Here is a 24,838-nt window from a genome sequence, read left to right on the forward strand (position 1 = left end):
GACCACGGTCGCGGAGGCGGTGCCATGACCTCGACGATCCCGGCCGCCGTGGCCCGCGCGGCCCACGTCTTCGGCTCGGCCCCGGCCCTGGGCGGGTTGACCTGGGCCGGCCTGTCCGGCCAGGTCCGGCGGGTGGCCCGAGCCCTGATCGCGGGCGGTCTGCGGCCCGGCGACCGGCTCGCCCTGTGGGCGCCGAACTCGGCCGAGTGGGTGCTGACCACGCTCGGGACGAGCTGGGCGGGCGCCACGCTGGTGCCGGTCAACACCCGGTTCACCGCGGTCGAGGCCCGGGAGGTCGTCGAGCGCAGCGGCGCCCGCGGCCTGGTCGTGGTCGGCCCGTTCCTCGGCACCGACCGCCTGGCCGAGCTGCGGGCGACCGGCGCGTCACTACCCGACCTGGTCGTGTCGATCCCGGCCGGCTGGGACGACTTCCTGGCCTCCGGGGACACGGTCCCGGAGGAGGAGGCCGACGCGCGGGCCGCGGCGGTCACTCCCGACGACGTCGCCGACATCCTGTTCACCTCGGGCACGACCGGGCGTTCCAAGGGCGTGATGAGCGCCCACCGGCAGTCCCTGGCCGTCGCCGCCGCCTGGGCCGGGATCGCCGGGCTCGGGCCGGACGACCGCTACCTGGTGGTCAACCCGTTCTTCAACAGCTTCGGACTCAAGGCCGGCATCCTGTCCTGCCTGGTCAGCGGCGCGAAAATCGTGCCCCAGGCGGTGTTCGACGTGGCCCGCGCGATGGAGCTGATCGCCGCCGAGCGGATCACCGTGCTGCCCGGCCCGCCGACCCTCTACACCAGCCTGATGGACCATCCCGAGGCCGGTCGGCACGACCTGTCCAGCCTGCGCCTGGCCGTGACCGGGGCCGCGGTCGTGCCGCCGGCCCTGGTCGAGCGGATGCGCAAGGAACTGGGAGCCGAGGTGCTGACCGCGTACGGACTGACCGAGGCGGTCGTCGCCACGATGTGCCGGCCCGGGGACGACGCGGCGACCGTGGCCGGGACGTGCGGGCGGGCCGCGGCCGGCTTCGAGGTCCGGGTCGACCCGCCCCACGGTGAGGTGCTGCTGCGCGGGCCGAACACGATGCTCGGCTACCTCGACGACCCGGACGCCACCGCCCGGGCGATCGACGCGCGGGGCTGGCTGCACACCGGGGACGTCGGGCGGCTCGACGAGCACGGATATCTGACGATCACCGACCGGCTCAAGGACATGTACATCTGCGGCGGTTTCAACGTCTACCCGGCCGAGGTCGAACGGGCCCTGGCCCGGCTGCCCCAGGTCGCCGAGTCGGCCGTCATCGGGGTGCCGGACCAGCGGCTGGGCGAGGTCGGGCGGGCGTTCGTGGTGTGCCGTCCGGGGCAGACGCTCACCGAGGCCGAGGTGATCGATTTCTGCCGGGGACGGCTCGCCGGGTACAAGGTGCCGCGCGGCGTCGCGCTGCGGTCCGAGCTGCCGCACAACGCCTCCGGCAAGGTCCTCAAATACCTGCTGCGGGCGGAGGCGGCCGATGGCTGACGAGGTGCTCTACGAACGCCGGGGCGTGGTCGCGGTCGTGACCATGAACCGGCCGCGGTATCGCAACGCACAGAACTCGGCCATGACGTACGCGCTGGATCTGGCCTTTACCCGGGCCGTCGACGACCGTGCGGTACGGGTGATCGTCCTGGCCGGCGCGGGCGAGCACTTCTCGGCCGGGCACGACATCGGCACGCCCGAGCGGGACGCCGACACGTCGTTCCCGCGGCGGGCCGCGCTCTGGTGGGATCACACCGACCGGTCCGGCGCCGACCGCCGCTACGCCCGGGAGATCGAGGTCTACCTGGGCATGTGCCGGCGGTGGCGGGAGATCCCGAAACCGATGATCGCCATGGTGCAGGGTGCGTGCATCGCCGGTGGGCTGATGCTGGCCTGGGTGTGTGACCTGATCGTCGCGTCCGACGACGCGTTCTTCGCCGACCCGGTGCTGCGGATGGGCATCCCCGGCGTCGAATACTTCGCGCATCCGTGGGCCCTCGGGCCGCGCTTCGCCCGCGAGATCCTCTTCACCGGCGATCGATTCAGTGCCCGGCGGGCGTACGAGATCGGCATGGTCCACCGCGTCGTGCCCCGCGACGACCTGGACGCCGCGGCGATGACGCTCGCCGGTCGGGTCGCCGAGATGCCGCCGTTCGGGCTGGCCCTGGCCAAGCGGGCGCTGAACCAGTGCGAGGACCTGATGGGCATGCGCGCCGGGATGGACGCCGTCTTCGGCCTGCACCACGTCGCCCACGCCCACAACGCCGAGGTCACCGGCGATCCCCTGGCCGGCCTGGACCCGAAGGCGATGAAGGAGTGAACCTCGACCTGCCGCCCGAGGCCCACGCGTTCCGCGACGAGGTGCGGGCGTGGCTGGCCGCGAACGTGCCCGCCTCACCACTGCCGAGCATGGACACCCCCGAGGGCGACGCGGCGCATCGGGCCTGGGAGCGGCGGCTGGCCGAGGCCGGGCTCGCGGTGGTCACCTGGCCTCGGCAGTACGGGGGCCGGGCCGTACCCCCGATGCAGTTCTTGATCTTCGAAGAGGAGTATCACCGCGCCGGGGCGCCCGCACGGATCGGTCAGAACGGGTTGTTCCTGCTCGCACCGACCCTGTTCGCGCACGGCACCCCTGAGCAGCGGGAACGGATCCTGCCGCCGATGGCCCGGGGCGAGCAGGTGTGGGCGCAGGCCTGGTCCGAACCGGACGCGGGCAGCGACCTCGCGGCGATCCGGTCGCGGGCCGAGCGTGTCGAGGGCGGCTGGCGGCTGACCGGGCAGAAGACGTGGAGCTCGCGGGCGGTGATCGCGGATCGGGCGTTCGGGTTGTTCCGCAACGATCCGGCCGCCGAGCGGCATCGGGGACTGACCTACCTGATGGTCGATCTGCGGGCGCCGGGGGTGACCGTGCGGCCGATCCGGCAGCTCGACGGCGATCCCGGGTTCGGCGAGATCTTCCTGGACGACGTATTCGTGCCGGACGCCGACGTGATCGGCGCGCCCGGGGACGGCTGGCGGGTCGCCATGAGCACCGCCGGACACGAACGCGGGACGGGTCTGCGCAGCCCAGGACGGTTCACGGCGGCGGCCCGGCGGCTGGTCGCGACGTGGCTGGAGGGTGGCGATCCGGCGCTGCGGGATCGCGTGGCCGACGCGTGGATCGGGGCTCAGGCGTATCGGATGCACGCCTTCGCGGGGGCGCCCGGCTCGGCCAGCATGATCAAACTGTTCTGGTCGGAGCTGGACGTGGGGCTGCACGAGACCGCGTTGGAGCTGCTCGGACCACAGGCCGAGGTCGATCCGGCCTGGACCGACGGCTATCTGTTCTCGCTGGCCGGGCCGATCTACGCGGGGACCGACGAGATCCAGCGGGACATCGTCGCCACCCGGGTGCTGGGACTGCCGCGATGAACCTGGTCCCCTCGCCCGAGCAGGCTCAATTCGCGGCCGTCCTTCACGATCTGCTGTCGGCCGCTGGGGTGCCGGCCGCCGCGGACCGCTGGGCTGACGGCGATCACGGGCCGGGCCTGCGACTCTGGGAACAGTTGGCCGAGGTCGGGGTCACGGCCCTCGACGACCCGGCCGACCTGGTCATCGCCGCCGAGGAGCTGGGGCATCACGCGGTTCCCGGGCCGGTGGCCGAGACCATCGCCGCGGTGCCCGCCCTGTCGGATCGCCGTGGGCTGGGAACTCTGGCCGCGCCGCCGTGGCTTCCGTACGCCCTCGACGCCGACGTCGCGGACGTGGTACTCCTCGCCGACCACGGTATGGTCGGGCCGGCCCGCGCCGTCGTGGCGCACTCGTCGCTGGACCCGACGCGACGGCTGTTCGAGGTCGTTCCGGACGGGCCGGCCCGGACCTGCCCCGACCTCGGTCGCGCCCTGGACCTCGGCGCGCTGGTCTGCGCCGCGCAGCTGCTCGGCGCCGGCCGGGCACTGCTCGAAGCGGCCGTGGACCACGCCCGGAACCGGCATCAGTTCGGCGGGCCGATCGGGCGTTTCCAGGCCGTACGCCATCGTCTTGCCGACGTCGCGGTGGGCCTGGAGTTCGCCCGGCCACTGCTCCACGCGGCCGCGGTGACCGGCACCGCCCGCGACATCTCGGCCGCGAAGGTCGCCTGCTCGGGCGCGGCCGGCCGGGCCGCCCGCACGTCACTGCAGGTGCACGGCGCGATCGGCTACACGCGGGACCACGGCCTCGGCCGATGGCTGACCAAGGTCAAGGCCCTGAGCCTGGCCTGGGGCACCCCGGCCGACCATCGGGCGCGGGTGATGGCCGAACTGGCCAAGGAGGACCGATGCGACTGACCGACGAGCAAAAAGCATTGCGCGATTCCGTACGTGGTCTGCTGGCCGCCCGCCCCGACCCTCTCTGGCCGCGCCTGTGCAAAGAGATCGGCGTAGCCGCCCTGGCTGTCGACGCCACCCTGCTGGAGTGCCAGGTCGTGCTGGCCGAGCTGGGTCGGCAGCTCACGCCGTCGCCGATGCTGGGCAGTGCGGTGCTGGCCACCCAGGCGCTGCTGAAGGTCGGCGCCACCGAGCTGCTGCCGTCGCTGTTCGCCGGCGATCGCGTCGCGGCCCTGAAGTTCGCCGACTTCCCGGTCCTCGACGCCCCGACGGCCGACATCATCCTGACGGTCACCGGGGACACCCTCTGGGAGGTCACGCCCGCCGACGTCACCGTGCGGCCGTGCGACCTGCTCGACCCCACCCGCCCCCAGGCCGTCGTGCACCTGGGCGACGCTCCGGCCCGACGCCTCGGCGAAGCCCCCGGACTGGCCTCCTGGCTGCGCGACCTGGCCTGCGTGGCATTGAGCGCGGAACAGATCGGCGCGGCGTCCCGAGCCTTCGAGATGACCCACGATTATGTACGGCAGCGGGTCCAATTCGGTCGGCCGATCGGCTCGTTCCAGGTCATCCAGCACCGGCTGGCCGAGGCGTACCTGCGCCTGGAAGCCGCCAGCACCGCGTCCTGGACCGCCGCCGAAGCCCTGGTCGCCGACTCCCCCGACGCACCGACCCGGGCCGCGATGGCCAAGGTCCACTGCTCCGAGTCCTTCCAGGCCATCACCGCCGAAATGGTCCAGATGCACGGCGGCCTGGCCATCACCTGGGAGCACGACGCCCACCGCTACCTGCGCCGCGCCTACGGCGACGCCCAGCTCTTCGGCGCCCCGGCTACCCACCTCGACCGACTCGCGGCCACGCTGCTGCCGTACGGCATGATCGGTTCTCATGGTGGTGGCACCTGACGACGTCGACCTGGCCAACCGGCACCTGACCCCGATCGCCGGCCGCCCGCTGATCGCCTTCCGCCTGGGCGGCGGCGTCCTGCTGGAATTCGGCGATCAGCCGTTCTACGAAATCCTCGTCGAGGGCCGGATCCGCGTGACCGGCCCCGACCGGCCCGAACTCCACAGCGAGCCGGTCACCACGGAAGTCGCCGCGGCCCTCGTGCCGCTGCTGAACACCGACGTCACGGCGATCGCCCTCACCCCGGCCGGCATCCTGACCATCAACTTCGGTGCGACCCGTCTCACCGTCGAACCCGACATGATGTACGAGGCCTGGCAGCTACGCGCCGACAACGGCCTCCTCGTGGTCAACGTCCCCGGCGGTTCCGTCGCGATCTGGGAACCCGAATGACCAGCGCCAGCAACCAGGCGCCGCAATCACCTCGTCGGCGCAGCGGCGGCCGCCCTATCGTGAATCCTGACCGGTTCCGGGGCTGGTTCCTGAGCGACATCGCCGTCGCCGCTTCGCGGGGCGGCAGCTCAGTGCGGATCACGCTGACCTCCGGTGGAGAGGATGCGGCCGAGGTCGCGCTGGTGGTGGAGCAGGTCGTGCACCTCAGCATGGACACGTCGGGGTCCTGGGACGACTTCGTCGATGAGCTGAGGGTCCTCCGGCTGGCGCCTGACGAGCCGTGGCCGGAGCAGGTCCGTCATCTTCTGCACCATCACGATGGTCGTGACACCCTCACATGGCTGTATCTGGACGGCCCCGGCCCCGTCGAGGTTCTCGGCGGCGGCCTGGACATCGGTGAGGACTGATTCCATGAGTGATCGCACAGGTCTGAACTACGCCGAGTACCAGATCCTCGGTGATCTGGAGTCGCCCGCGAAGCTCCAAGAACTCGGCCGGGACGGGGCGCCGTCGCGGGAGGCGGTCACCGAGGTCCTCGGGCCCGCCCTGGTCTCGCTGGCCGAGGACGATCTGATCGAGGTGCGCCGCTTCGAGACCTGGCCGGCGCCGTGGGCCGACGGGGTCCCGGTCTCCGGCGACGAACTTCGGCAGGCGAGCGGCCGCGTCGAGGAATGGTCCGGCGACACCGATCACGATGTGCTGGTGGCTGACGTCACCGAGGCCGGCGCCGCCTACCTCTGAATTGGCTGGTCGGCACGGCAGCGGCGCCCTACGATCGGCGACCATGATCGAGCGTTGGGTCGACGGGGTGGAACGGGTGGCGGTGCTCACCGGCGCGGGTGTCTCGACGGATTCCGGGATCCCCGACTACCGGGGGCCGTCGGGGGTGTGGACCCTCGACCCGGAACTGGTCAAGGCGTTCACCTACCAGTCGTTCATGGCCGACCCGGAGGTCCGGGCGGCCTTCTGGCAGACCTATCACGGCCACCCGGCCTGGTCGGCGCGGCCGAACGCGGCCCACCGCGCGCTCGCCGACCTGGAACGCTCGGGTGTCGCGGTGCGCGTCCTGACCCAGAACATCGACGGCCTGCAGCAGACCGCCGGCTCCAACCCGCGCAAGGTGCTCGAACTGCACGGCACGATGCGCGAGGTGGTCTGCACCGGCTGCGACCGGCGCACGCCGAGCGAGCCGACGATGGCCCGGGTCGACGCCGGGGACACCGACCCTCGCTGTGTCGACTGCGGGGCGATCCTGAAACTGGCCGTCGTCCTGTTCGGTGAGCATCTCGACCCGGCCACCGCCGGCTTGGCCGAGCGGATCGCCGCGAACGCCCAGCTCATGATCGCCGTCGGCACCTCGCTCCGGGTCGAGCCGGTGGCCTCGCTGTGCGCGGTCGCGGTCAACGCCGGCCACCGCCTGGTGATCGTCAACCGTGATCCGACCCCGTACGACGACCTCGCCGTCGAGGTGATCCGCGAGCCGATCGGCACGGCCCTCCCCCGGATCTGCGCCGCCGTCGCCGAGGCCACCCGCGTCGCTCGCTGAGTGACGCGGGGCCGGCGCCGAAAAGCGTTGGCCCTTTCCGTCCGCACCCAGCAGGATGCGCTCGTGACCGCCTACCTCACCACCGAACGCCTGACGCTGCGCCACTTCACCGCCGACGACGCCGACCTGCTGATCGAACTGGACAGTGACCCCGCGGTCATGCGTTACCTGTCCGGTGGTGAGCCGACCGACCCGGACGAGATCCGCGAGCGCCACGTGCCCGGCATCCTCGCCGCCTACGAGCGGTGGGGCGGCAACTTCGGCGTGTTCGCCGCCCAGGACCGGAGCAGCGGCGCCTTCATCGGCTGGTTCCTGCTGCGCCCGGAGCGGGAGGGCCCGCTGGACGAGGCCGAGCTCGGCTACCGGCTGCGCCAGGCCGAGTGGGGCAAGGGGTACGCCACCGAGGGCTCACGGGCGTTGCTGCACAAGGCGTTCACCGAGCTCGGCCTCCGCCTGGTCTGGGCCGAGACGATGTCCCTGAACAGCGGATCCCAGAACGTCATGAAGAAGGTCGGCATGACCATGGCCGGCACCGTCGACACTCCCCCGGACATGCTGATGGTCGAGGGCGCCGAGCACGGGGGCGTGCGATACGAGATCACCGAGAAGCAGTGGGGGCAACCCTAGGACGCCGCGGAGGCGGTGGAAAGAATTGTCGTCACTCCATCGAGTGCCGACCAGGGAAGAAACCGCCGACACGGTCCCATAATTCACGGCTGTGCCCATTCCGTCGACTCCCGGCGCCTCGCAGCCGACCGAGGAGAATTCCGAACACCTGTCACGTCGCGGCGATGCCGGCCGGGTGCCGATCGCTCGGATCGGATCGGAAGTCGAGGATTCGCCGGACGGCGACCCGCAGGCCGAGCCGGATCTGGCCAAGCGCATGTGTGGCGCGGTCGCCGATTCGGTTGCCGCGAGCGCGGCCCGGCTGCACGAACTGTCACCGGCAGGGCTGGTCGGCTTCCTGTGTGTCTCCGCGCTGGCTCCGGTGATCACCACGGCCGCCGGTGCGGGCGCGGTACTGGCGGCCGGGGCCGGGGTACTCGGTTCGGTCGGAGCCAACGTGCTCACCGATGTGATCACCACAGCGGTCGCGAAGTTACGCGACCGGGGCGGCGACCGCGACGTGCCGGTGGCCGAGGTCCAGCGGGCAGTCGCCGATCGGGTCGCCGCGGCGTTCGCCTCGGCCGATCCGTCGCATCAGGATCTGCGCGACGAGATCATCACCCTGTTCGCGACGGTCGATGTCGCCGGGACAGCGTTGCGGACGGCGACCGTGGAACGGCCGGAACTGGCCGCGAACATGGCCCAGGCGTTCGTCGCCCTCAACGAGATGTTCGGGGAATTCGGCTGGGCGTTGAGCGCGGCCCGCCTGAACCTGAAAGCGCTGCACCAGGATCTCGGCCGGGAGATCGCTCGCCAGCAGGCCGACCGGGAACGCGCCCGCCAGGTCGAGGGCGACATCGGCCGCATCCTGGAAGCACTTCAGGTCCTGCAGACTTCCGGCCCGGCCGTCGCGGACGCACCTGATCCGGGTCCGGGCCGGCAACCTCGTTGGAGCGGTTCCCCGTACCGGGGCCTGTTGCCCTACGAACAACGTCATGCCGGTGTGTTCTACGGCCGCCGGGAAGCAACCGCCGGCCTGCTGGAACATCTGCGCTCGCGGCTGACCGGCGGCGGTATCGCGCTGGTGCTGGGGCCGTCCGGGGTGGGAAAGTCGTCGCTCCTGCATGCCGGGTTGATGCCCGCGCTGGCCGAGGACCGCCTGGTTCCCGGCTGCCGACTGTGGCCACGCCGGCTGATCACCCCGGGCGCCGATCCCCTGCTGATGCTGGCCACCCACCTGGGTGATCTCGCCGGCCTCGACGCGGTCACCGTCGAGAAGGTACTCACCGGCAATCCCGAACAGGCGCACCTGCTGGCAGCGCAGATCGTGGCCGGAAGCGCCACCGGTGACAGCGGTTTTCCCGCTCGGCTGGTGCTGGTGATCGACCAGTTCGAGGAGGTGGTCAACATGCTCGGCGACCAGCAGCGGCAGGCGGCCTTCCTGACCGCCCTGCACGCCATGGCGGTGACCCGGGGACCGGCCGATGCGCAACCCTCGGCCCTGGTCATCGCCACGATCCGGGGCGACTTCCTCGATCAGGCCGTTCGATTCGGCCCGCTGCGGGAGGCGGTGGAACTGGGCGTCTTCACCGTGGCCGCGATGAGCGAGTCGGAGTTGGCGGAGGCGATCACGGCACCGGCGCAGGAGGCCGGCCGGCGGGTGCCCGCCGAGGTGGTGACCGCGGTCCTCGACGACCTGCGCGACCGTAACCTGCCCGTCGGGTTCGACGCCGGCGTGCTGCCACTTCTGTCGCAGGTCATGTGGGTGATGTGGGACGACGTTCAGGGCGGCGAGCTGACACCGGAGGGCTATCGGCGCACCGGCGGGGTGGCCGACATCGTGCGGACCAGCGCCGAACGGGCCTACCTCGGATTGTCCGAGGCCCACCGGACCGTCGCGCAACGGGTCCTCAGCCATCTGGCCGTCGCCGCGGACGGCCGCCTCACCCGCCGCCCGGCCGGCCGTGCCGCATTGCGGGCCGCGGCCGGCTGCTCACCATCCGACCTGGATGTGGTGCTCGACGAGTTCACGGCCCGTCGGCTGCTCACCCGCACCGACCCTGACCTGGTCGGCATCGCCCACGAGGAGCTGCTGCGCTCGTGGACGAGGCTGCGCGGCTGGCTGCAGCCCAGCCTCACCGACCAGGCTCTGCACCGGGCCCTGATCGACGACGTGCACGCCTGGCAGAGCCACCAGCGTGACGGCTCCTACCTCTATCGCGGTGGGCAACTTCATGCTGTAAGGGAGGCCGTCGACCGCTGGACGGCCGGCACCACCCGGCAGCTGGCGGTCGACGCCGAGGCACAACAGTTCCTGGCCGCGAGCCGGCGCCGCGACCGGCGCCGGCGCGGGCTCTACCAGGCCACCGCCGCGGCTCTGGTCCTGCTACTGCTGTCGTTCGGGACAGCCGCGGTCCTGGCCGGCCGCAACGCGGACACCGCGGAGGTCAACGCGCGCCGGGCGCGGGAGCAGCACGCCATGGCGCTCTCCCGGCAGCTGGCGGCGCAGAGCGAGAACCTGAGAAGCTCCTCGTGGCGCACGGCGCAGCAGTTGGCGGCATCCGCCCTGTACGCCGCCAACACGCAGGAAGCGGGCGCCGCGGCCAGTGCCCTGCTCCTCCATCAGCCCGACACGCTCGGCCAGGCCGGTTCACCATCCGATGTGAAGTTCAGCCCGGACGGCAAACTGCTCGCCGTCGCCAGCAGCGGAGCCGAAGGTAGCGGGGTTCGGATATGGAACCCCACCACTGGAATCCCGGTCGGCTCCCCGTTGAGTACCGGCACAGGCCCGGTGCACGGGGTGGCATTCAGCCCGAATGGGAAGCTACTCGCCGTCACTTCGGTAGCCGCTGGCGCCCGCAGCGACTCGATACGACTCTGGAACCTGGCTACCGGCGAACCGGTCGGCGAGCCCTTGGCCAGCGTCAACGGCCTGGTGTCGGACGTGGCGTTCAGTTCGGACGGCAAGCTGGTCACCGCCGCCGTCCTGGACGAGTCGGGCACAGTCTTGCGCCAGGCCAAACGGTGGGACGCAGCTACCGGTCGTGCGGTCGGTGTATCCCTGGCCGGCGATCCCAGCGACGTATCGGACCTGGCGTTCAGCCCGAACGGAAAGCTTCTCGCCACCATCGGCCACAGTGGAACCGAACTCCGGCTCTGGAATTCGACCAGTGGTCAACCGGCTGGCAGGCGACTGCCGATCAAACGCATCGACGTATCGAGCATGGCGTTCAGCCCGGACGGAACGCTGCTCGCCGCAGGCCAGACTAACGCCGAAACCGGCGACAGTCTGCGGATCTGGGACGTGACCACCGGGAAACCTATCGGAGTATCACTCGGCCCGGCCGCGGGATCGGTGTCGGATGTGACGTTCAGTCCGGACGGGAAATTCCTCGCCGCCGCCACCGACCAGACCGGAAGCCGCGACAAAATCGGGCAGGTGCTGCTCTGGAACACTGCCACCCGTAAAATCGCCGATATACGGATCGCCGACGCCGGGTCGTTTGTCAGGACTGCATTCAGCCCGGATGGCAAGCTGCTCGCCGTGTCCAGCGACAATGGGTCGGTGCGGCTCTGGAACCCGGCCACGGGAAGATCCGCCGGCGCACCGCTGGCCGACACTGCAGGCCTGGTGTACAAGGCGGCGTTCAGCCCGAGCGGAAAATCGCTCGCCACCGCTGGTGTAGGCACATCGGCAAGACTCTGGAATTGGGCGACGGGAACACCCACCGGCGTTCCGCTGGGCAGCGATGCCTATCCCACAATTGATGTGGCGTTCAGCCGGGACGGAAAACTGCTCGCCACCGCCAGCGTCGGCGCAGGCGACAGCAGCGGGCCGGTGCGGCTCCGGGACCCGGCCACCGGACGACCCGTCGGGGCACCACTGGCCGACGAAATGAACGCCGTAACCGAGGTGGCGTTCAGCCCGGACGGAAGACTGATCGCCGCGGTCATCGACGACTACAACACCAACATTGCCGGCGATCAGTTGCAACTCCGGGACGTCGCGACCGGCAGATCCGTCGCGGCCCCGCTGGCCCGCGACGCCCACCAGGTGAACCATGTCGCGTTCAGCCCGGACGGGAGACTGCTGGCCACCGCCCCTGCCACCGGCCCGGTACAATTCTGGGACCTGTCCACTAAGAAACCCGTCGGCTCATCTTTGGGCACCGACGAGGACTCGGTGGAGGAGATGACGTTCAGCCCGGACGGGAAACTGTTCGCCGTTGTCACCGCCAAAGAATTCGGCGGTGCCAGCCAGGCGCGGCTCTGGGATCTGGCCAGTGGCAAGCCGGGCGGAACACTCGGTGGCGGCACCGACGCGGAGGTCCACGTGGCGTTCAGTCCGGACGGAAGTCTGGTCGCGACCGCTAGCAGCGACCGCAATCTGGACATCGGTTGGGTGCGGCTCTGGAACCCGGCCACCGGCATTCCGGTCGGCGTGCCGATCACCGCTGACAGCGGTGTGGTCAACGATGTGGAGTTTAGTCCGGACGGGAAACTGCTCGCCATCGCCGACGACGCAGGCGTGCGATTGTCGAATTACACGATCTATCTCGACCCGATTCGAAGTCTCTGCGATCAGGCCGGCGCGATCTCCGAGAAGGATTGGGCGAGGTTCGCGAGTGGTGAACCCTACGCCCCGGCCTGCGGCACCCGTTAGCCAGGCGGAGGGCGCACCACCGCGTGTGTCCGGCGGGGACTCGCCATCGGTCGATGGGTGCCAATCCGGAAGTTGATGACCGCTGATTTCCTGCTCACCCTGACGGGGCTTCTCGGGGCGTTCATCATCCCGACCCACGGCGAGTAGGCGCGGCGATGATCAGAATCGGTTTTTGAACAGCGGCGCGGAAAGTTCAAGCGGGCCGTCGACCCAGTTCCGGAGCGAGGCCGACAGCCGCCCATTGCGAACCGCGCCCTCCGGCTCCGCGACCACCACCGCATAGGCGATGAGGACCTGACCGGCACCGGCCATTCCCGCGGGAGTCCGGCGCTCCGCCAGCACGATTCGTTTGTCCCGGCCGGAGAGCAGAACAATTTCCTCGTACGGCGTCCCGTCCAGGAAACGCAGACGCCGGAAACGATTCACGACCGTCCGGATGAAAAGGTCGTCGCTCTCGGCCGCTCCCAGATAATTCTTCTTGTCGCTGCGCCGGGCGAACTTCGCCACGGGTACCGCGCCGACCGCGAGTTCGCGGCGCAGCAGGCCACAGACGAGGCCGAGGTCGAGGGCCGAGGCGATCGGTGCCACACACACCGCGTGAGCGAAACCGTGCCGGTGACTGTTCGCCGCATCGTTGATGCCGCGGAAGACGTTCGCCAGTTCCTCCTGGGGATTGACCCGCGGTGGTGGTGTGGGCTCGCCGTATCCGATCTCGAACCCGAATTCACCCATCGATGTCCCCCTTCCAGCACGACCAAAGCACCCTCAGGATCCGCTGATCATGGCGCCGACAACCGCGAACACCAGGCAGCCGACCCCGGCGCCGGCGACCGTTTGAGCCCAGTGCGCGCCGAAGATCCAACCGCCGAGTGAGGTCGCCAGCAGTACGATCCCGGCCGCGACCAGGAACCCCTGCAGCTTGACGGCCAATCCACCGATCGCCGCTCCGATAATGATCACCAATAACAAGAACAGGATGCCGAGAACGACCTTGCCGACCAATCCCAATCGGTCGGCCGTCGTCTCCGTGGCAGCCAGGATCGCAAGTGTGGGCACGCGAATCGCCTCCTGCCGGAATGATCAGGTATTCCCAGAAGGATTCGGTGATGCTATCCACGTGGACGGTGCGGACCTAATGGCCCGTCCGGCCCATCTGGACACGGCAGTCAGTCAAAAGCAGCCGACGAAGGTGCGGGTATTGAACAATTCACCCGAAGGAGGCGGCTTGAAGCGGTCTTCCACTGACACGTCGAGCCGGGCCGGGCCGCCGACGGGCGGGTCAGATCCAGTCGGTGTGGCGGGGCCAGGCGAGAAGGGTGTCGACGACCTCGGGGGTGGCGGAGAGCGGCGGCGGGGCGGTCGCGTGGTAGCGACCCTTGTAGAACAGCAGCGGCCCGCCCTCCCGGCACGCGCCCAGGGTCAGGACGCGCCCGACGACGATGGCGTGGTCGCCGCCCGGGTGGACGGCCGCGACGGAGCATTCGGCCCAGGTCAGCGCGTCGTCCAGGATGGGCGCGCCGAGCGGGGACGGGCTCCAGGCGAGGCCCTCGAACCGGTCCGGGTGGCGGCCTCCGAACGTACGGGACAGGTCGTGGTGTTCTTCGGCGAGGACGTTGACGCAGAACACGCCGGTGCGCTGGATGCGCTGCCAGGTGTGGGAGCCGGCCTGGGGGCAGAACAGGACCAGTGGCGGGTCCAGGGACAGCGGGGCGAAGGCCTGGCAGGCGAATCCGGCCGGGCCGGGTGTGGTGATGACGGTGACGCCGGTGCAGAAGTGGCCGAACACCCGGCGGAATTCGCGGGCGTCGACGTCGGTCGGGAGGGTCACCCGTGTCCGCCTCCGAAGAAGCGGTGGCCCCACACGCTGTGCGCGGTGGTCTGCCGGGCCACCCAGGTGGCGTCGTCGACGGTGAGGCCGGCGGTGCCGTATTCGATGTCGAAACCGCTGGGGGTACGGACGTAGAAGGAGATCATGTCGTCGTTGGCGTGCCGCCCCAGCGTGGAGATCATCGGCGCTTTGTTCCTGGTGCAGCGGTCGATCGCCCGGCCCACGTCGTCGATCGTGGCCGTCTCGGTCATCAGGTGGACGAGTCCGCTGGGTGCGGGGATCGGCGCGAGCGCGACGCTGTGGTGCCGGGGGCCGCAGCCGAGGAAGCGCATCCACAAGGGTTTGTCGCTGGGCGGCAGGCCGACGTGTTCGGGGACGAGGCGCATCGAGTCGCGCAGCCGGAAGCCGAGCACGTCCGTCCAGAAGTGCAGTCCCGCCTCGTCGTCGAAGGACGGCAGCACCACGTGACCCATGCCCTGTTCGCCGGTGACGAATCTTGTCCCGTAGGGGCTGATCGCGGGCCGGGTGTCGAGGGCCGCCCCGCAGAAGAATTCGAGCCGGTTGCCGGACGGGTCGTCGACGCTGATCATCCGGTCGACCCGCCGTGCGGCGAGTTCTTCGGCCGCGCCCTCTTTAAAACCGACACCCGCTTCTTCCAGTACGGCGGTGAGCTGCGCCAGCGCCACCGGGGAGGCGAGCTCCCAGCCGCTGGCGGCGAGCCGGTCCCGTTCGCCGGGCACGACGACGATGCGCGCCGGCAGGTCGTCCATGCGCAGGTAGACCGCGGCCGGGTCGGGTCCGCGCCCCTCGACCAGGCCGAGCACTTTCACGCCGAAGTCGCGCCAGGCCGGCACGTCGGTGGCCTCGACCCGCAGGTAGCCGAGGGATCGGACGAGACTCATGACGGGTCTCCTTCCAGGAAGTCGAACGCCAGGCGGTTGAACTCGTCGAACTTCTCCAGGTGGGCCCAGTGCCCGCACCCGCCGAAGACGTGCAGCCGGCAGCGCCGGATCAGTTTGAGCGCGACCAGCGCGCCGTCGAGCGGGTTGACCCGGTCCTCCCGGCCCCACACGAGCAGGACTTCGTTGCGCAGCCGGTGCGCGTCCCGCCAGAGCAGGCCCTCCTCGAAGTGCGGGCCACCGAACGAATCACGCAGGAAGGAAGAATCACCGGCGGCCGCGAGCCGGGAGTCGATCAGCTCGTCGGTGATCAGGGACGGGTCGAAGACGAGGGTGCGCAGGAACGCGGCCATCCGCTCCCGGCTCGGGGCCACCCCGAACGCGCCGAGCCGTTTGACGCCCTCGGTCGGGTCGGCCGCGAACACGTTCAGGCTGAGCCCGCCCGGGCCCATGAGCAGTAGTTTCCCGGCCCGCGCGGGGTGGTTCAGGGCGAACCGGACGGCGGTGCCGCCGCCGAGCGAGTTGCCGATCAGGTCGACCCGGTCGAGGCCGAGTTCGTCGAGCAGCCGGGCCAGGGCGTCGGCGGCGTGGGTGAAGTACTGCCCGGTGAGTTCGCCGAGCTCGGAGGCGCCGTATCCGGGCTGGTCGACGGCGAGGGTGTCGAACCGTTTGGCGAAGACCGGGATCGTACGGCCGAAGTTGCTCATCGCCGTGGCGCCCGGTCCCCCGCCGTGCAGCAGGACGAGCGGCGGTGCCCCGGCCGGCCCGGCGCGATGGAAGGCGAGTGTCATGGCCGCCTCACACCATCGCGTCGGCGACGGACAGGCCGAACTCGCCCCGGCCGTACATGGACAGGGCCCGTTCCGGGTCGTTGATGGCGTGGACCCGGCCGGCGTGCGCGTCGCGCCAGTAGCGCTGCATCGGGTGGCTGGTGTAGATGGCCCGGCCGCCCGAGTTCTCGAACAGCCGGTCGACCGCCTGGATCGCCAGTTCGGTGCCGCGGACCTGGTCACGACGTACGCGCAGGCGAAGCCGCATGGGTAGTTTTTCCCCGGCGGTGACCAGGTCCATCAGCTCGCGCATGTCGGCGGTCAGGGTGAGCCAGGCGGCGTCCACGTCGGCGGCGGCGCGGGCGACCCGGACCTGCGAATAGGGGTCCTCGGCGGCGCGCACCCCGGCGTAGGCGGCCCGGACGCGTTCGCGCATGTAGGTGACGTGCGCGTCGTAGGCGCCGGTGGCCATGCCGATGATCGGGGTGGTGATCGTGTACGGGAAGATCGACCCGTACGGGATCCGGTAGAGCGGCGCCGTGTTCAGCTCCTGCCCGGGGCAGACGCAGCGGGCGGTGTCGGCGAAGCTGAGCGACCGGTACGCCGGGACGAACGCGTCGGCCACCACGATGTCGTTGCTGCCGGTGCCGCGCAGCCCGATCGTGTGCCAGACGTCCTCGATCGTGTAGTCGGCGGCCGGGATCAGGAACGTGCGGAAGTCGGCCGGGGTGTCGCCCGCGCCGGGCACGATCCCGCCGAGCAGCACCCAGCTCGCGTGGTCGCTGCCCGAGGAGAAGCTCCACCGGCCGCTCACCCGATATCCGCCCTCGACGGCGGTGATCCGGCCGGTCGGGGCGTAGGAGGAGGACATCAGCGTGCCCGGGTCGTCGCCCCAGACGTCCTGCTGGGCGCGGTCCGGGAAGAGGGCCATCTGCCAGTTGTGCACGCCGATCACCGAGGCCACCCAGCCGGTGGAGCCGCAGGCGGCGGCGATGTCACGCACGCAGCCGAAGAACGTGACCGGGTCGGCCTCGTGGCCGCCGAACCGGGCGGGCTGCAGCAGCCGGAAGAAGCCGGTGGCGGCGAGCGACTTGACGGTCTCGGCCGAGATCGACCGGCGGTCCTCCGCCTCCTGGGCGCGGTCGCGTAGAACGGGTAACAGTTCCCGCACTCCGGAGGCGACCGCTGCGGCGCCTTCCATGAGATCACCTCTCACCGGCTTGGCTGGCTGTGCGAACGGTCCCTATACTAGAACACGTTCTACCTGACGGGCTACCGCTACCGGAGACGCCATGAGCGACGGCACGACAGCACGCACGATCGACAGCGGGGTCGTGCCGACCAGGTTCGCCCGGGGCTGGCACTGCCTGGGCCTGGCCGGCTCGTTCCGCGACGGCCGGCCGCACGCGATCGAGGCGTTCGGCACGAAGCTGGTGGTCTTCGCCGACTCGGCGGGCGCGCTGCACGTGCTCGACGGGTACTGCCGGCACATGGGCGGTGACCTGACGATGGGGACGGTCAAGGGCGACGAGATCGCGTGCCCGTTCCACGACTGGCGCTGGCGCGGCGACGGGCGCTGCGCCGCGGTGCCGTATGCGCATCGCGTGCCGCTGCGCGCCCGTACCCGATCATGGCCGGTGTGCGAGCAGAACCGGCAGTTGTTCGTCTGGAACGACCCGCAGGGCCGGCCACCCCCGGCCGAGGTGGCGATCCCGCGGATCGAGGGCGCGTTCTCCGACGAGTGGAGCGACTGGACCTGGGACTCGATCCGGATCGACGGCGCCAACTGTCGTGAGGTCATCGACAACGTGGTCGACATGGCGCACTTCTTCTACATCCACTTCGCGTTCCCGACGTTCTTCAAGAACGTCCTCGAGGGGCACGTGGCCTCGCAGTTCCTGCGGACCCGGCCGCGGCCGGACGTGCCGATCACGGCGAAGCAGTCGGGCGACGCGACGCTGCGGTCGGAGGCGGCGTACTACGGGCCGTCCTACATGATCGATTACCTGTACAACGACTATCGCGGGATCGACGTCGAGTCCGTGCTGATCAACTGCCACTATCCGGTCGCGCCCGACTCGTTCGTACTGCAATGGGGTGTGATCGTGAAAAGGCTGCCCGGCTTGACCGATGAGCAGGCGGCGCGGGCGGCGGTGAAGTTCTCCCGGAGCATCGGGATCGGGTTCGAGCAGGACGTGGAGATCTGGAAGCACAAGAGCCGGATCGACAATCCGCTGCTCTGCGCCGAGGACGGGCCGGTCTATCAGCTGCGGCGGTGGTACGAGCAGTTCTACGTCGACACCGAGGACGTCACCGAGGACATGGTCGCCCGCTACGAGTTCGAGGTCGACACGACCCGGGCCGTCGAGACGTGGACCGCCGAGGTGCAGGCCAACCTCGAACAGCAGGCGTGATGCTCTCCGAGCGGCAGGAGTATCTCGAAGGCGGCCTGTCCGAGCTCGCCTGTGAGCGCTGCGCCGCCCTGGTCCGGGTCCGCAAGTCGAGTCTGGAGCAGACCAGCGTGCAGTGGACCACCGCGGCCGCCGGGCAGTGCGACACCGATCTGGGCGCGCTCGTGCCGACCTGCCCCGGGCTGCAGGCCAGCATCGAGCGCGCGGTGCTGGCCGGTCGCTTGGAAGTTCCCTGATGGGGCACCGGTTGCGAGTCGCCGAGGTGATCGCCGAGACGGCCGACGCGGTCTCGCTCGTGCTGACCGTGCCGCCCGAATTATCGGATATATTCGCGTATCGTCCCGGCCAATACCTGACGGTCCTGCAGCCGGTGGCTCGTTGCTATTCGCTGTCCAGCTCGCCGCAGACCGACAAAGATCTAAAAATAACGATCAAGAGGGTACGGGGCGGGGAGGCGTCCAACTGGATCTGCGACCACGTCACCGTCGGCGACACATTGGAACTTCTCCCGCCGGCCGGGGAGTTCACCCCCGACTCGCTCGACGATGACCTGCTCCTGCTGGCCGGGGGCAGCGGGATCACGCCCGTCATGGCGATCATCAAGTCGGTGCTGGCGAGCGGACGCGCGCGGCTGACGCTGATCTACGCGAACCGGGACGCGGACTCGATCATCTTCGAGGCCGAGCTGTCCTCCTTGGCCGAACGGCACGCGGATCGGCTCGTCGTGACCCACTGGCTCGACAGCGAGCGCGGTAACCCCGGCCCGGACGCTCTGGCCGCGCTGGTCGCGGACGAGCGCGCTAAAACGCCGTACATCTGCGGGCCTGAGGTTTTTGTCGAGATCGCCCGTGAGGCGCTGCAGCGAGCCGGTGTCCCGCGGGATCGCGTCCGGGTCGAGCGTTTCGCGCTGGATCAGGTGATCACGGTCGATGCCACCCTGGACGTGGAGCTGGACGGGCGCACGCACCGGCTGCCGTGGCCGGCCGGTAAGCGGATGCTCGACGTGGTGATCGAGGCCGGGCTGAATCCGCCGTTCTCGTGCCGGCAGGGGCACTGCGGGGCGTGCGCGTGCCGGCTGCTCGGCGGCAAGGTCGAGATGATCAACAACGAGATCCTGGAGGAGGAGGACTTCGCCGAGGGGTACGTGCTGGCCTGCCAGTCGGTGGCCCGCAGCGAGAACGTGTCGATCACGTACTACTGAGTTGTAAGCTTTCAATTCAATTACTTCCATGTTTCGATCGCATGAATCGCAGTACATCCCCTCCGAAAGGAACTGCGCCCATGCGATCCACCATCAGGAAAGCGCTTGCCGCGTCGGCCGTCGCCACGGTCGCCCTCGGCCTGCCGGCCGCCCCGGCATTCGCCGCGACGGTCGTGGTCAGCAACGTGACCGACCTGACCAGCGCGATCAAGAACGCCACGGCCGGCACGGTCATCCAGGTCCGCGCCGGCACCTACTACCCGACGGCCACGCTGCAGTCGACCAACAACGGAACCTCCGGCTCGCCGATCACGCTCACCGCGTACGGCTCGGAGGTGGTGAAGATCAGCGGGACCAGCCTCCCCAGCGGTTCCTGGATCTTCAAGCTGACCGCCGACTACTGGAACGTCTCGAACATCACGTTCCAGAACTCCCCCGACAGCGCGGTCGTCTGCCAGTCCTGCATCGGCACCAACTGGAACAACATCAAGACGATCAACGGTGGTGACTCCGGCTTCACGCTCACCGGCGACGGGACGTCGAACAACACGGTCAAGAACATCGACTCGTACGGCAATTACGACGCCGCCGAACACGGGGAGAACGCCGACGGGATCGCCATCAAGTTCGGGTCGGGCACCGGGAACCTGGTCACCGGGGCCCGGCTCTACAACAACTCGGACGACGGGATCGACTTCTGGTCCTTCTCCTCGCCGGTGACCGTCGAACACACCTGGTCGTTCGGCAACGGCAAGAACCGGTGGGGCGACTCGGCCTTCGCCGGGGACGGCAACGGGTACAAGCTGGGCGGGGACGGCGAGACCGTGGCGCACGTCGTGAACAACTCGGCGGCCTGGGACAACGCCGGTAACGGGTTCACCGAGAACTCGAACAAGGGCGCGATCGTGATCAACCGGACGACCGCGTACGCCAACGGGAACTGGGGTTACTACTTCGCGACCAGCTCGGCCAAGCTCGGCAAGAACCTGGCCGTCAGCAACGGGAGCGGCTCGGTGTCCAAGGGCTCGTCGGTCACCTCGGCCGGCAACAACTGGGACAGCGGGATCAGCACGCCGTCGTTCGTGTCGACCGACGCGACGAGCTGCTACAACGCTCGTTCGTCGAGCGGCACGCTGCCGGCCACGACGTTCCTGACCACCGGTAGCAGCACGATCGGCGCCACGATGAACTAGCTCATCGTTCGGCGGCCAGGCGGACCGCGATGTCGATCAACTGGTCCTCCTGGCCGCCGACCAGCCGGCGCTCACCGGCGCGCACCAGGATCTCGGCGCCGGAGACGTGATACCGCTTAGCCAGGGTGAACGCGTGCGTCAGGAAGCTGGAGTACACCCCGGCATAGCCCATGATCAGCGACATCCGGTCGAGCTTGCACTCGTCGGGCATGACCGGGCGCACCACGTCCTCGGCGGCGTCGACGACGGCGAAGAAATCCACGCCCGTACGGATACCGAGCTTGTCGCAGACCCCGACGAACGCCTCCACCGGCGTGTTCCCGGCGCCCGCCCCGAACCGCCGGGTGCTGCCGTCGATCTGTCGCGCGCCCGCCCGCACCGCGAGCACCGAGTTGGCCACGCCCAGGCCCAGGTTCTCGTGCCCGTGAAAACCGACCTGAGCATCGTCGCCGAGCTCGGCCACCAGCGCGGCGACCCGATCGCCGACCTGGTCGAGCACGAGCGCACCGGCCGAGTCGACGACGTAGACGCACTGGCAGCCGGCGTCGGCCATGATCCGGGCCTGCGCGGCCAGGACCTCGGGCGGCTGGGAGTGGGCCATCATCAGGAAGCCGACGGTCTCCAGGCCCAGCTCACGGGCCAGCCCGAAGTGCTGTTCGGTGATGTCGGCCTCGGTGCAGTGGCTGGCGATCCGGCAGACCGTGGCGCCGTTGGCCGCGGCGGCGCGGATGTCGTCGAACAGGCCGATCCCGGGCAGCATCAGGAACGCGATCTTCGCCGTCCTCGCCGTGGCCACCGCCGCTTTGATCAACTCCTGTTCCGGCGTTCTCGACAGGCCGTAGGTGAAGGACGAGCCGCCGAGGCCGTCGCCGTGGGTCACCTCGATCACCGGGATGCCGGCCGCGTCCAGGGCGGCGACCACGGCGGTGACCTCGTCGACCGTGAACTGGTGGCGTTTGGCGTGCGAGCCGTCTCGCAGGGACGAATCGGTTATCTGGATCACAGCTCCTCCCCCACCCGGACCGCCGCCGCGGTCATGATGTCCAAGTTGCCGGCGTACGACGGCAGGAAGTCCCCCGCACCTGATATTTCCAGGAAGACCGCGACTCTTCCGGCGTCGAACTGAGGCTCGTTGAGCAGCCGATAGCCGGGGACATATCGGGCAACCGCTGCCACCATTTCCTTGATCGACGCGGCAACGGCGTCGGTGTCCGCGTCAGGACCGATCGCGCAGAACACCGTGTCCCGCATGATCATCGGCGGGTCGGCCGGATTGAGCACCACGATCGCCTTGCCCCTCGCGGCACCCCCGACCGTCTCCAGCGCGAGGCCCGTCGTCCGGGTGAACTCGTCGATGTTGGCCCTGGTCCCCGGCCCGGCCGAGCGCGACGCCACGGTCGCGACGATCTCCGCGTAGGCGACCGGGGTGACGCGCGAAACGGCGTACACCATAGGGATCGTCGCCTGACCCCCGCAGGTGATCAGGTTGAGGTTGGACGCCCCGAGGTGTTGTCGCAGGTTGACCTCGGGCACGACGAGCGGTCCGACCGCGGCCGGGGTGAGGTCGATCGCCCGGATCCCGGCCTCGGCGTAGCGCGGCGCGCAGGCCCGGTGCACGGCCGCGCTGGTCGCCTCGAAGACCAGATCCGGGCGCGGGTCCTGATCCAGCAGCCAGCCGGCGCCCTTCGCACTCACCGCGAGGCCCAGGTCGGCGGCGCGACGCAGGCCCGGACTGTCCGGGTCGATGCCGGCCATCCATCGCGGTTCGATCACGGTCGAGCGGATCAATTTGTGGAGCAGATCGGTCCCGATGTTCCCGGACCCGACGATCGCCGCCGTCAGCACAGGCTCAACCTCACTTCGCCCAGGCCGGTGAAGACGGCGCGGAAGTCGTCGCCCGCGTGCGCGTCGACCGCCCGGGCGCACGCCCCCGGCATGATCAGATGGCCGGCCCGCAGTCGCACCCCGAAGCCGGCGACCGTCCGGGCCAGCCACGCGACCGCGGTCACCGGGTTGCCCAGCACCGCGTCGGAGCGGCCGCGCACGACCGATTCGCCGTTGCGGAACAGCACCGCGTCGATCCCGCGCGGGTCGATGGCGCCCGGCGGCACCCGGCCCGCGCCGACCACGAACCCGGCCGACGACGCGTTGTCGGCGATCGTGTCGGCCAGCCGGATGTTCCAGTCCTCGATGCGGCTGTCGATCAGCTCGATCGACGGCGCGAACGCCTCGGTCGCGGCCAGCACGTCGTCCTCGGTGCAGTCCTCGCCGGGCAGGTCGGCGCCGAGCCAGAACGCCACCTCGACCTCGACCCGCGGGTAGCAGTAGCGCGACGCGTCGACCGGATCGTTCTCGGACAACCGCATGTCGGCCATCAGGTGCCCGTAGTCCGGTTCGCCGACGCCCATCATCTGCTGCATGGCCTCCGACGACAGGCCGACCTTGTGCCCGACCACGGCGCTGTCGCGGCGGCGGACATTCAAGAGCTGGATTTGGTACGCGTCGGAAGCGCTCAGATCGGGAAACTCCCGGGTCAGCGGGGGTATCGGTTTTCGGTCGCGCTCGGCGACACGCAGTCGTTCAGCGAGCATCGGCAGCATGGCGGCCCCCTCGGCGCCCGGAGAAGACACAGTCGGCCAGCGACAGCCCGCTGACGTAGCTGCGCGAACAGATGCCGACCGCGGTCCGCCCGGCCGCATACAGTCCGGGAACGCCCACCACCTGCCCGGTCCGTTCGTCGACCCGTAAGCCGCCGAGGGTGAGCATCGGCGCCGGCACGACGGTCACGTCGATCAGCGTGTACGGCGGCGTCCCTTCCCGGTCCCCCGCCGTCGCCACCAGCCCGGCCGGATCCACTCCCGCCCGCCGCGCGACGTCCGCCGGCGTCGCGCCACCGACCCGCCCGGCCGTGAGCAGCCACCACGCCTGCCACCGCTGGAACCACAGCGTCTGCGACCACACCTGACGCCGCGCCTCGGCCAGCACGCGGGCGTCGACCAGCAGCCAGGCCCGCCCGCCCGGTGACCGCAGGACCGCCTCGCCGACCGCCGCCCCGTACAGGTTCTCGTCGCAGACGTGCTTGCCGTCCCGGTCCACCAGCAGCCCACCGAGCAGCGCCGACGGCGGGCTCAGGAACCGCCAGACGCTCACCCGGCCGAGGTGCGCGGCGGTCGCGCCGGCGGCGACGCCGAGCCGGATGCCCGAACCGTCGTCGCCGGGTGTGCCCAGCCGCAGACCGCCCCGATAGTCCGGGGCGTGCTCGCGCATCATCGCCCGGTCGAAGACGAACCCGCCCGCGCACAGGACGACACTCCCCGCGGTGATCCTTGCCGGACGCCCGAACCGTCGCTCCAGCCAGGCCACCGGCCGGTGCAGCGCCCGGCCGAGTCCCGGCAGGTAGAGGCCCGGCTTGACCGACAAGCGGTGCAGCACCCGGTGGGCGGGCCGTGCCCAGCCGGGCAGGGTCCGGCACTCCACGCCGGTCACCCGTCCGGTCGCGTCGGTGACCAGCCGCTCGGCCCGGGTCTCGGTGAGCACCGTGACGCCGCGCTCGCACGCGGCCCCCGCGAGCCGCCGGTAGAGCGCCTTCCCCGAGGTGCCGCGCGCGAGCACGCGGTGGCCGCGCGGCGCCGACTGCCCGAAGGCGATCTCGCTGCCGGAGAAGTACAGGTAGTGCCGGTTCGTGGGGTACGACGTCTTGTACGGACACGTCCGCGCGTCGAACGGCACCCCGAGCCCGGCCAGCCAGTCGATCATGCCGGCGCTCTGCTCGCAGAACCGTCGCAACGTTGCCGGCGAGACCGTGTCGCCGACCTCTTCGCGCAGGTAGGCGGCCATCTCCTCCGGCGTGTCGACGACGCCGGCGGCGCGCTGCGGCGCGGTGCCGCCACCGGCGTAGACGACCCCGCCGGAGATCGCGGTGGCCTCGCCCCCGCCGAATCGGTCGAGCACCAGGACCCGGGCGCCGGCGTCGGCGGCCTCGATGGCGGCGCACGCGCCGGCCGCGCCGAAACCGACCACGACGACGTCCCATCTGGCGCTACCCATGCCCGAAA

25 protein-coding genes are annotated in these 24,838 nt (G+C 70.3%); 15 read left to right on the forward strand and 10 right to left on the reverse strand.

Annotation, left to right across the window (positions count from 1 at the left end):
• Window positions 1-24: 24 nt before the first annotated feature.
• The 11 genes from ACSHV8_RS20885 to ACSHV8_RS20935 all read left to right on the forward strand — a co-directional run bounded on the left by ACSHV8_RS20885 (window position 25) and on the right by ACSHV8_RS20935 (window position 12,481).
• Complete coding sequence (locus tag ACSHV8_RS20885) at window positions 25-1,521, forward strand: FadD3 family acyl-CoA ligase (RefSeq protein WP_436535415.1); 1,497 nt, start codon at window positions 25-27, stop codon at window positions 1,519-1,521.
• The gene (locus ACSHV8_RS20890; protein ID WP_436535416.1) at window positions 1,514-2,341 is read left to right on the forward strand and encodes an enoyl-CoA hydratase; all 828 of its coding nucleotides are present in this window, start codon (window positions 1,514-1,516) and stop codon (window positions 2,339-2,341) included. Before ACSHV8_RS20885 ends, ACSHV8_RS20890 begins: the two co-directional genes overlap by 8 nt.
• Window positions 2,338-3,432: an acyl-CoA dehydrogenase family protein gene (locus ACSHV8_RS20895; RefSeq protein WP_436535417.1), complete on the forward strand. Its 1,095-nt coding sequence runs from the start codon at window positions 2,338-2,340 to the stop codon at window positions 3,430-3,432. The genes ACSHV8_RS20890 and ACSHV8_RS20895 overlap by 4 nt, the downstream gene beginning before the upstream one ends.
• Window positions 3,429-4,328: an acyl-CoA dehydrogenase family protein gene (locus tag ACSHV8_RS20900; protein WP_436535418.1), complete on the forward strand. Its 900-nt coding sequence runs from the start codon at window positions 3,429-3,431 to the stop codon at window positions 4,326-4,328. Before ACSHV8_RS20895 ends, ACSHV8_RS20900 begins: the two co-directional genes overlap by 4 nt.
• Window positions 4,325-5,272 carry an acyl-CoA dehydrogenase family protein gene (locus ACSHV8_RS20905; protein ID WP_436536844.1) on the forward strand — a complete coding sequence of 316 codons (948 nt, stop codon included), beginning with the start codon at window positions 4,325-4,327 and terminating at the stop codon, window positions 5,270-5,272. Before ACSHV8_RS20900 ends, ACSHV8_RS20905 begins: the two co-directional genes overlap by 4 nt.
• Complete coding sequence (locus ACSHV8_RS20910; protein WP_436535419.1) at window positions 5,256-5,666, forward strand: DUF6188 family protein; 411 nt, start codon at window positions 5,256-5,258, stop codon at window positions 5,664-5,666. The genes ACSHV8_RS20905 and ACSHV8_RS20910 overlap by 17 nt, the downstream gene beginning before the upstream one ends.
• The gene (locus ACSHV8_RS20915) at window positions 5,663-6,073 is read left to right on the forward strand and encodes a hypothetical protein (RefSeq protein ID WP_436535420.1); all 411 of its coding nucleotides are present in this window, start codon (window positions 5,663-5,665) and stop codon (window positions 6,071-6,073) included. The genes ACSHV8_RS20910 and ACSHV8_RS20915 overlap by 4 nt, the downstream gene beginning before the upstream one ends.
• A gap of 4 nt (window positions 6,074-6,077) precedes the next feature.
• On the forward strand, window positions 6,078-6,407 hold the full coding sequence (locus tag ACSHV8_RS20920) for a hypothetical protein (protein WP_436535421.1): 330 nt from the start codon (window positions 6,078-6,080) through the stop codon (window positions 6,405-6,407).
• Between the two features lie 43 nt (window positions 6,408-6,450).
• Complete coding sequence (locus ACSHV8_RS20925) at window positions 6,451-7,212, forward strand: SIR2 family NAD-dependent protein deacylase (protein WP_436535422.1); 762 nt, start codon at window positions 6,451-6,453, stop codon at window positions 7,210-7,212.
• Between the two features lie 63 nt (window positions 7,213-7,275).
• Entirely contained in the window at window positions 7,276-7,839 is a 564-nt protein-coding gene (locus tag ACSHV8_RS20930) for a GNAT family N-acetyltransferase (RefSeq protein WP_436535423.1), read from the forward strand.
• A gap of 91 nt (window positions 7,840-7,930) precedes the next feature.
• Window positions 7,931-12,481, forward strand: coding sequence for an nSTAND1 domain-containing NTPase (locus ACSHV8_RS20935; RefSeq protein WP_436535424.1), 4,551 nt, complete (start codon window positions 7,931-7,933; stop codon window positions 12,479-12,481).
• A gap of 159 nt (window positions 12,482-12,640) precedes the next feature.
• Here ACSHV8_RS20935 and ACSHV8_RS20940 read toward each other — a convergent pair whose 3' ends face one another.
• The 6 genes from ACSHV8_RS20940 to hsaA form a co-directional block, all read right to left on the reverse strand.
• The gene (locus tag ACSHV8_RS20940; RefSeq protein WP_436535425.1) at window positions 12,641-13,213 is read right to left on the reverse strand and encodes a hypothetical protein; all 573 of its coding nucleotides are present in this window, start codon (window positions 13,211-13,213) and stop codon (window positions 12,641-12,643) included.
• Window positions 13,214-13,246: 33 nt separating this feature from the next.
• The gene (locus ACSHV8_RS20945) at window positions 13,247-13,537 is read right to left on the reverse strand and encodes a hypothetical protein (protein ID WP_436535426.1); all 291 of its coding nucleotides are present in this window, start codon (window positions 13,535-13,537) and stop codon (window positions 13,247-13,249) included.
• Window positions 13,538-13,760: 223 nt separating this feature from the next.
• Window positions 13,761-14,309 (reverse strand): 3-hydroxy-9,10-secoandrosta-1,3,5(10)-triene-9,17-dione monooxygenase reductase subunit, encoded by a 549-nt coding sequence (gene hsaB / locus ACSHV8_RS20950; protein ID WP_436535427.1) that lies wholly within the window; start codon window positions 14,307-14,309, stop codon window positions 13,761-13,763.
• Window positions 14,306-15,211, reverse strand: coding sequence for an iron-dependent extradiol dioxygenase HsaC (gene hsaC, locus ACSHV8_RS20955; RefSeq protein ID WP_436535428.1), 906 nt, complete (start codon window positions 15,209-15,211; stop codon window positions 14,306-14,308). The genes hsaB and hsaC overlap by 4 nt, the downstream gene beginning before the upstream one ends.
• The gene (gene hsaD, locus ACSHV8_RS20960; protein WP_436535429.1) at window positions 15,208-15,999 is read right to left on the reverse strand and encodes a 4,5:9,10-diseco-3-hydroxy-5,9,17-trioxoandrosta-1(10),2-diene-4-oate hydrolase; all 792 of its coding nucleotides are present in this window, start codon (window positions 15,997-15,999) and stop codon (window positions 15,208-15,210) included. Before hsaD ends, hsaC begins: the two co-directional genes overlap by 4 nt.
• Before the next feature lie 7 nt (window positions 16,000-16,006).
• The gene (gene hsaA / locus ACSHV8_RS20965) at window positions 16,007-17,179 is read right to left on the reverse strand and encodes a 3-hydroxy-9,10-secoandrosta-1,3,5(10)-triene-9,17-dione monooxygenase oxygenase subunit (protein ID WP_436535430.1); all 1,173 of its coding nucleotides are present in this window, start codon (window positions 17,177-17,179) and stop codon (window positions 16,007-16,009) included.
• Between the two features lie 91 nt (window positions 17,180-17,270).
• Here hsaA and ACSHV8_RS20970 point away from each other — a divergent pair, with 91 nt between their 5' ends.
• From ACSHV8_RS20970 to ACSHV8_RS20985, 4 genes are all read left to right on the forward strand, one after another.
• Window positions 17,271-18,392, forward strand: coding sequence for a Rieske 2Fe-2S domain-containing protein (locus ACSHV8_RS20970; RefSeq protein WP_436535431.1), 1,122 nt, complete (start codon window positions 17,271-17,273; stop codon window positions 18,390-18,392).
• A complete protein-coding gene (locus ACSHV8_RS20975) occupies window positions 18,392-18,625 on the forward strand; it encodes a hypothetical protein (protein WP_436535432.1) in 234 nt (77 codons plus the stop codon). The genes ACSHV8_RS20970 and ACSHV8_RS20975 overlap by 1 nt, the downstream gene beginning before the upstream one ends.
• On the forward strand, window positions 18,625-19,590 hold the full coding sequence (locus tag ACSHV8_RS20980; RefSeq protein WP_436535433.1) for a 2Fe-2S iron-sulfur cluster-binding protein: 966 nt from the start codon (window positions 18,625-18,627) through the stop codon (window positions 19,588-19,590). The genes ACSHV8_RS20975 and ACSHV8_RS20980 overlap by 1 nt, the downstream gene beginning before the upstream one ends.
• Window positions 19,591-19,670: 80 nt before the next feature.
• Window positions 19,671-20,783: a right-handed parallel beta-helix repeat-containing protein gene (locus ACSHV8_RS20985; protein ID WP_436535434.1), complete on the forward strand. Its 1,113-nt coding sequence runs from the start codon at window positions 19,671-19,673 to the stop codon at window positions 20,781-20,783.
• A gap of 1 nt (window position 20,784) precedes the next feature.
• Here ACSHV8_RS20985 and dmpG read toward each other — a convergent pair whose 3' ends face one another.
• From dmpG to ACSHV8_RS21005, 4 genes are read right to left on the reverse strand one after another with little or no spacing between them, the layout of a single operon-like run.
• Window positions 20,785-21,786, reverse strand: coding sequence for a 4-hydroxy-2-oxovalerate aldolase (gene dmpG / locus ACSHV8_RS20990; protein ID WP_436535435.1), 1,002 nt, complete (start codon window positions 21,784-21,786; stop codon window positions 20,785-20,787).
• Complete coding sequence (locus tag ACSHV8_RS20995) at window positions 21,783-22,628, reverse strand: acetaldehyde dehydrogenase (acetylating) (RefSeq protein ID WP_436535436.1); 846 nt, start codon at window positions 22,626-22,628, stop codon at window positions 21,783-21,785. The genes dmpG and ACSHV8_RS20995 overlap by 4 nt, the downstream gene beginning before the upstream one ends.
• A complete protein-coding gene (locus ACSHV8_RS21000; RefSeq protein ID WP_436535437.1) occupies window positions 22,622-23,374 on the reverse strand; it encodes a 2-keto-4-pentenoate hydratase in 753 nt (250 codons plus the stop codon). Before ACSHV8_RS21000 ends, ACSHV8_RS20995 begins: the two co-directional genes overlap by 7 nt.
• Complete coding sequence (locus ACSHV8_RS21005; protein ID WP_436535438.1) at window positions 23,364-24,830, reverse strand: FAD-binding protein; 1,467 nt, start codon at window positions 24,828-24,830, stop codon at window positions 23,364-23,366. The genes ACSHV8_RS21000 and ACSHV8_RS21005 overlap by 11 nt, the downstream gene beginning before the upstream one ends.
• Window positions 24,831-24,838 lie beyond the last annotated feature (8 nt).

The sequence above is a fragment of the Actinoplanes sp. HUAS TT8 genome, assembly GCF_051380535.1.
Classification (GTDB): domain Bacteria; phylum Actinomycetota; class Actinomycetes; order Mycobacteriales; family Micromonosporaceae; genus Actinoplanes.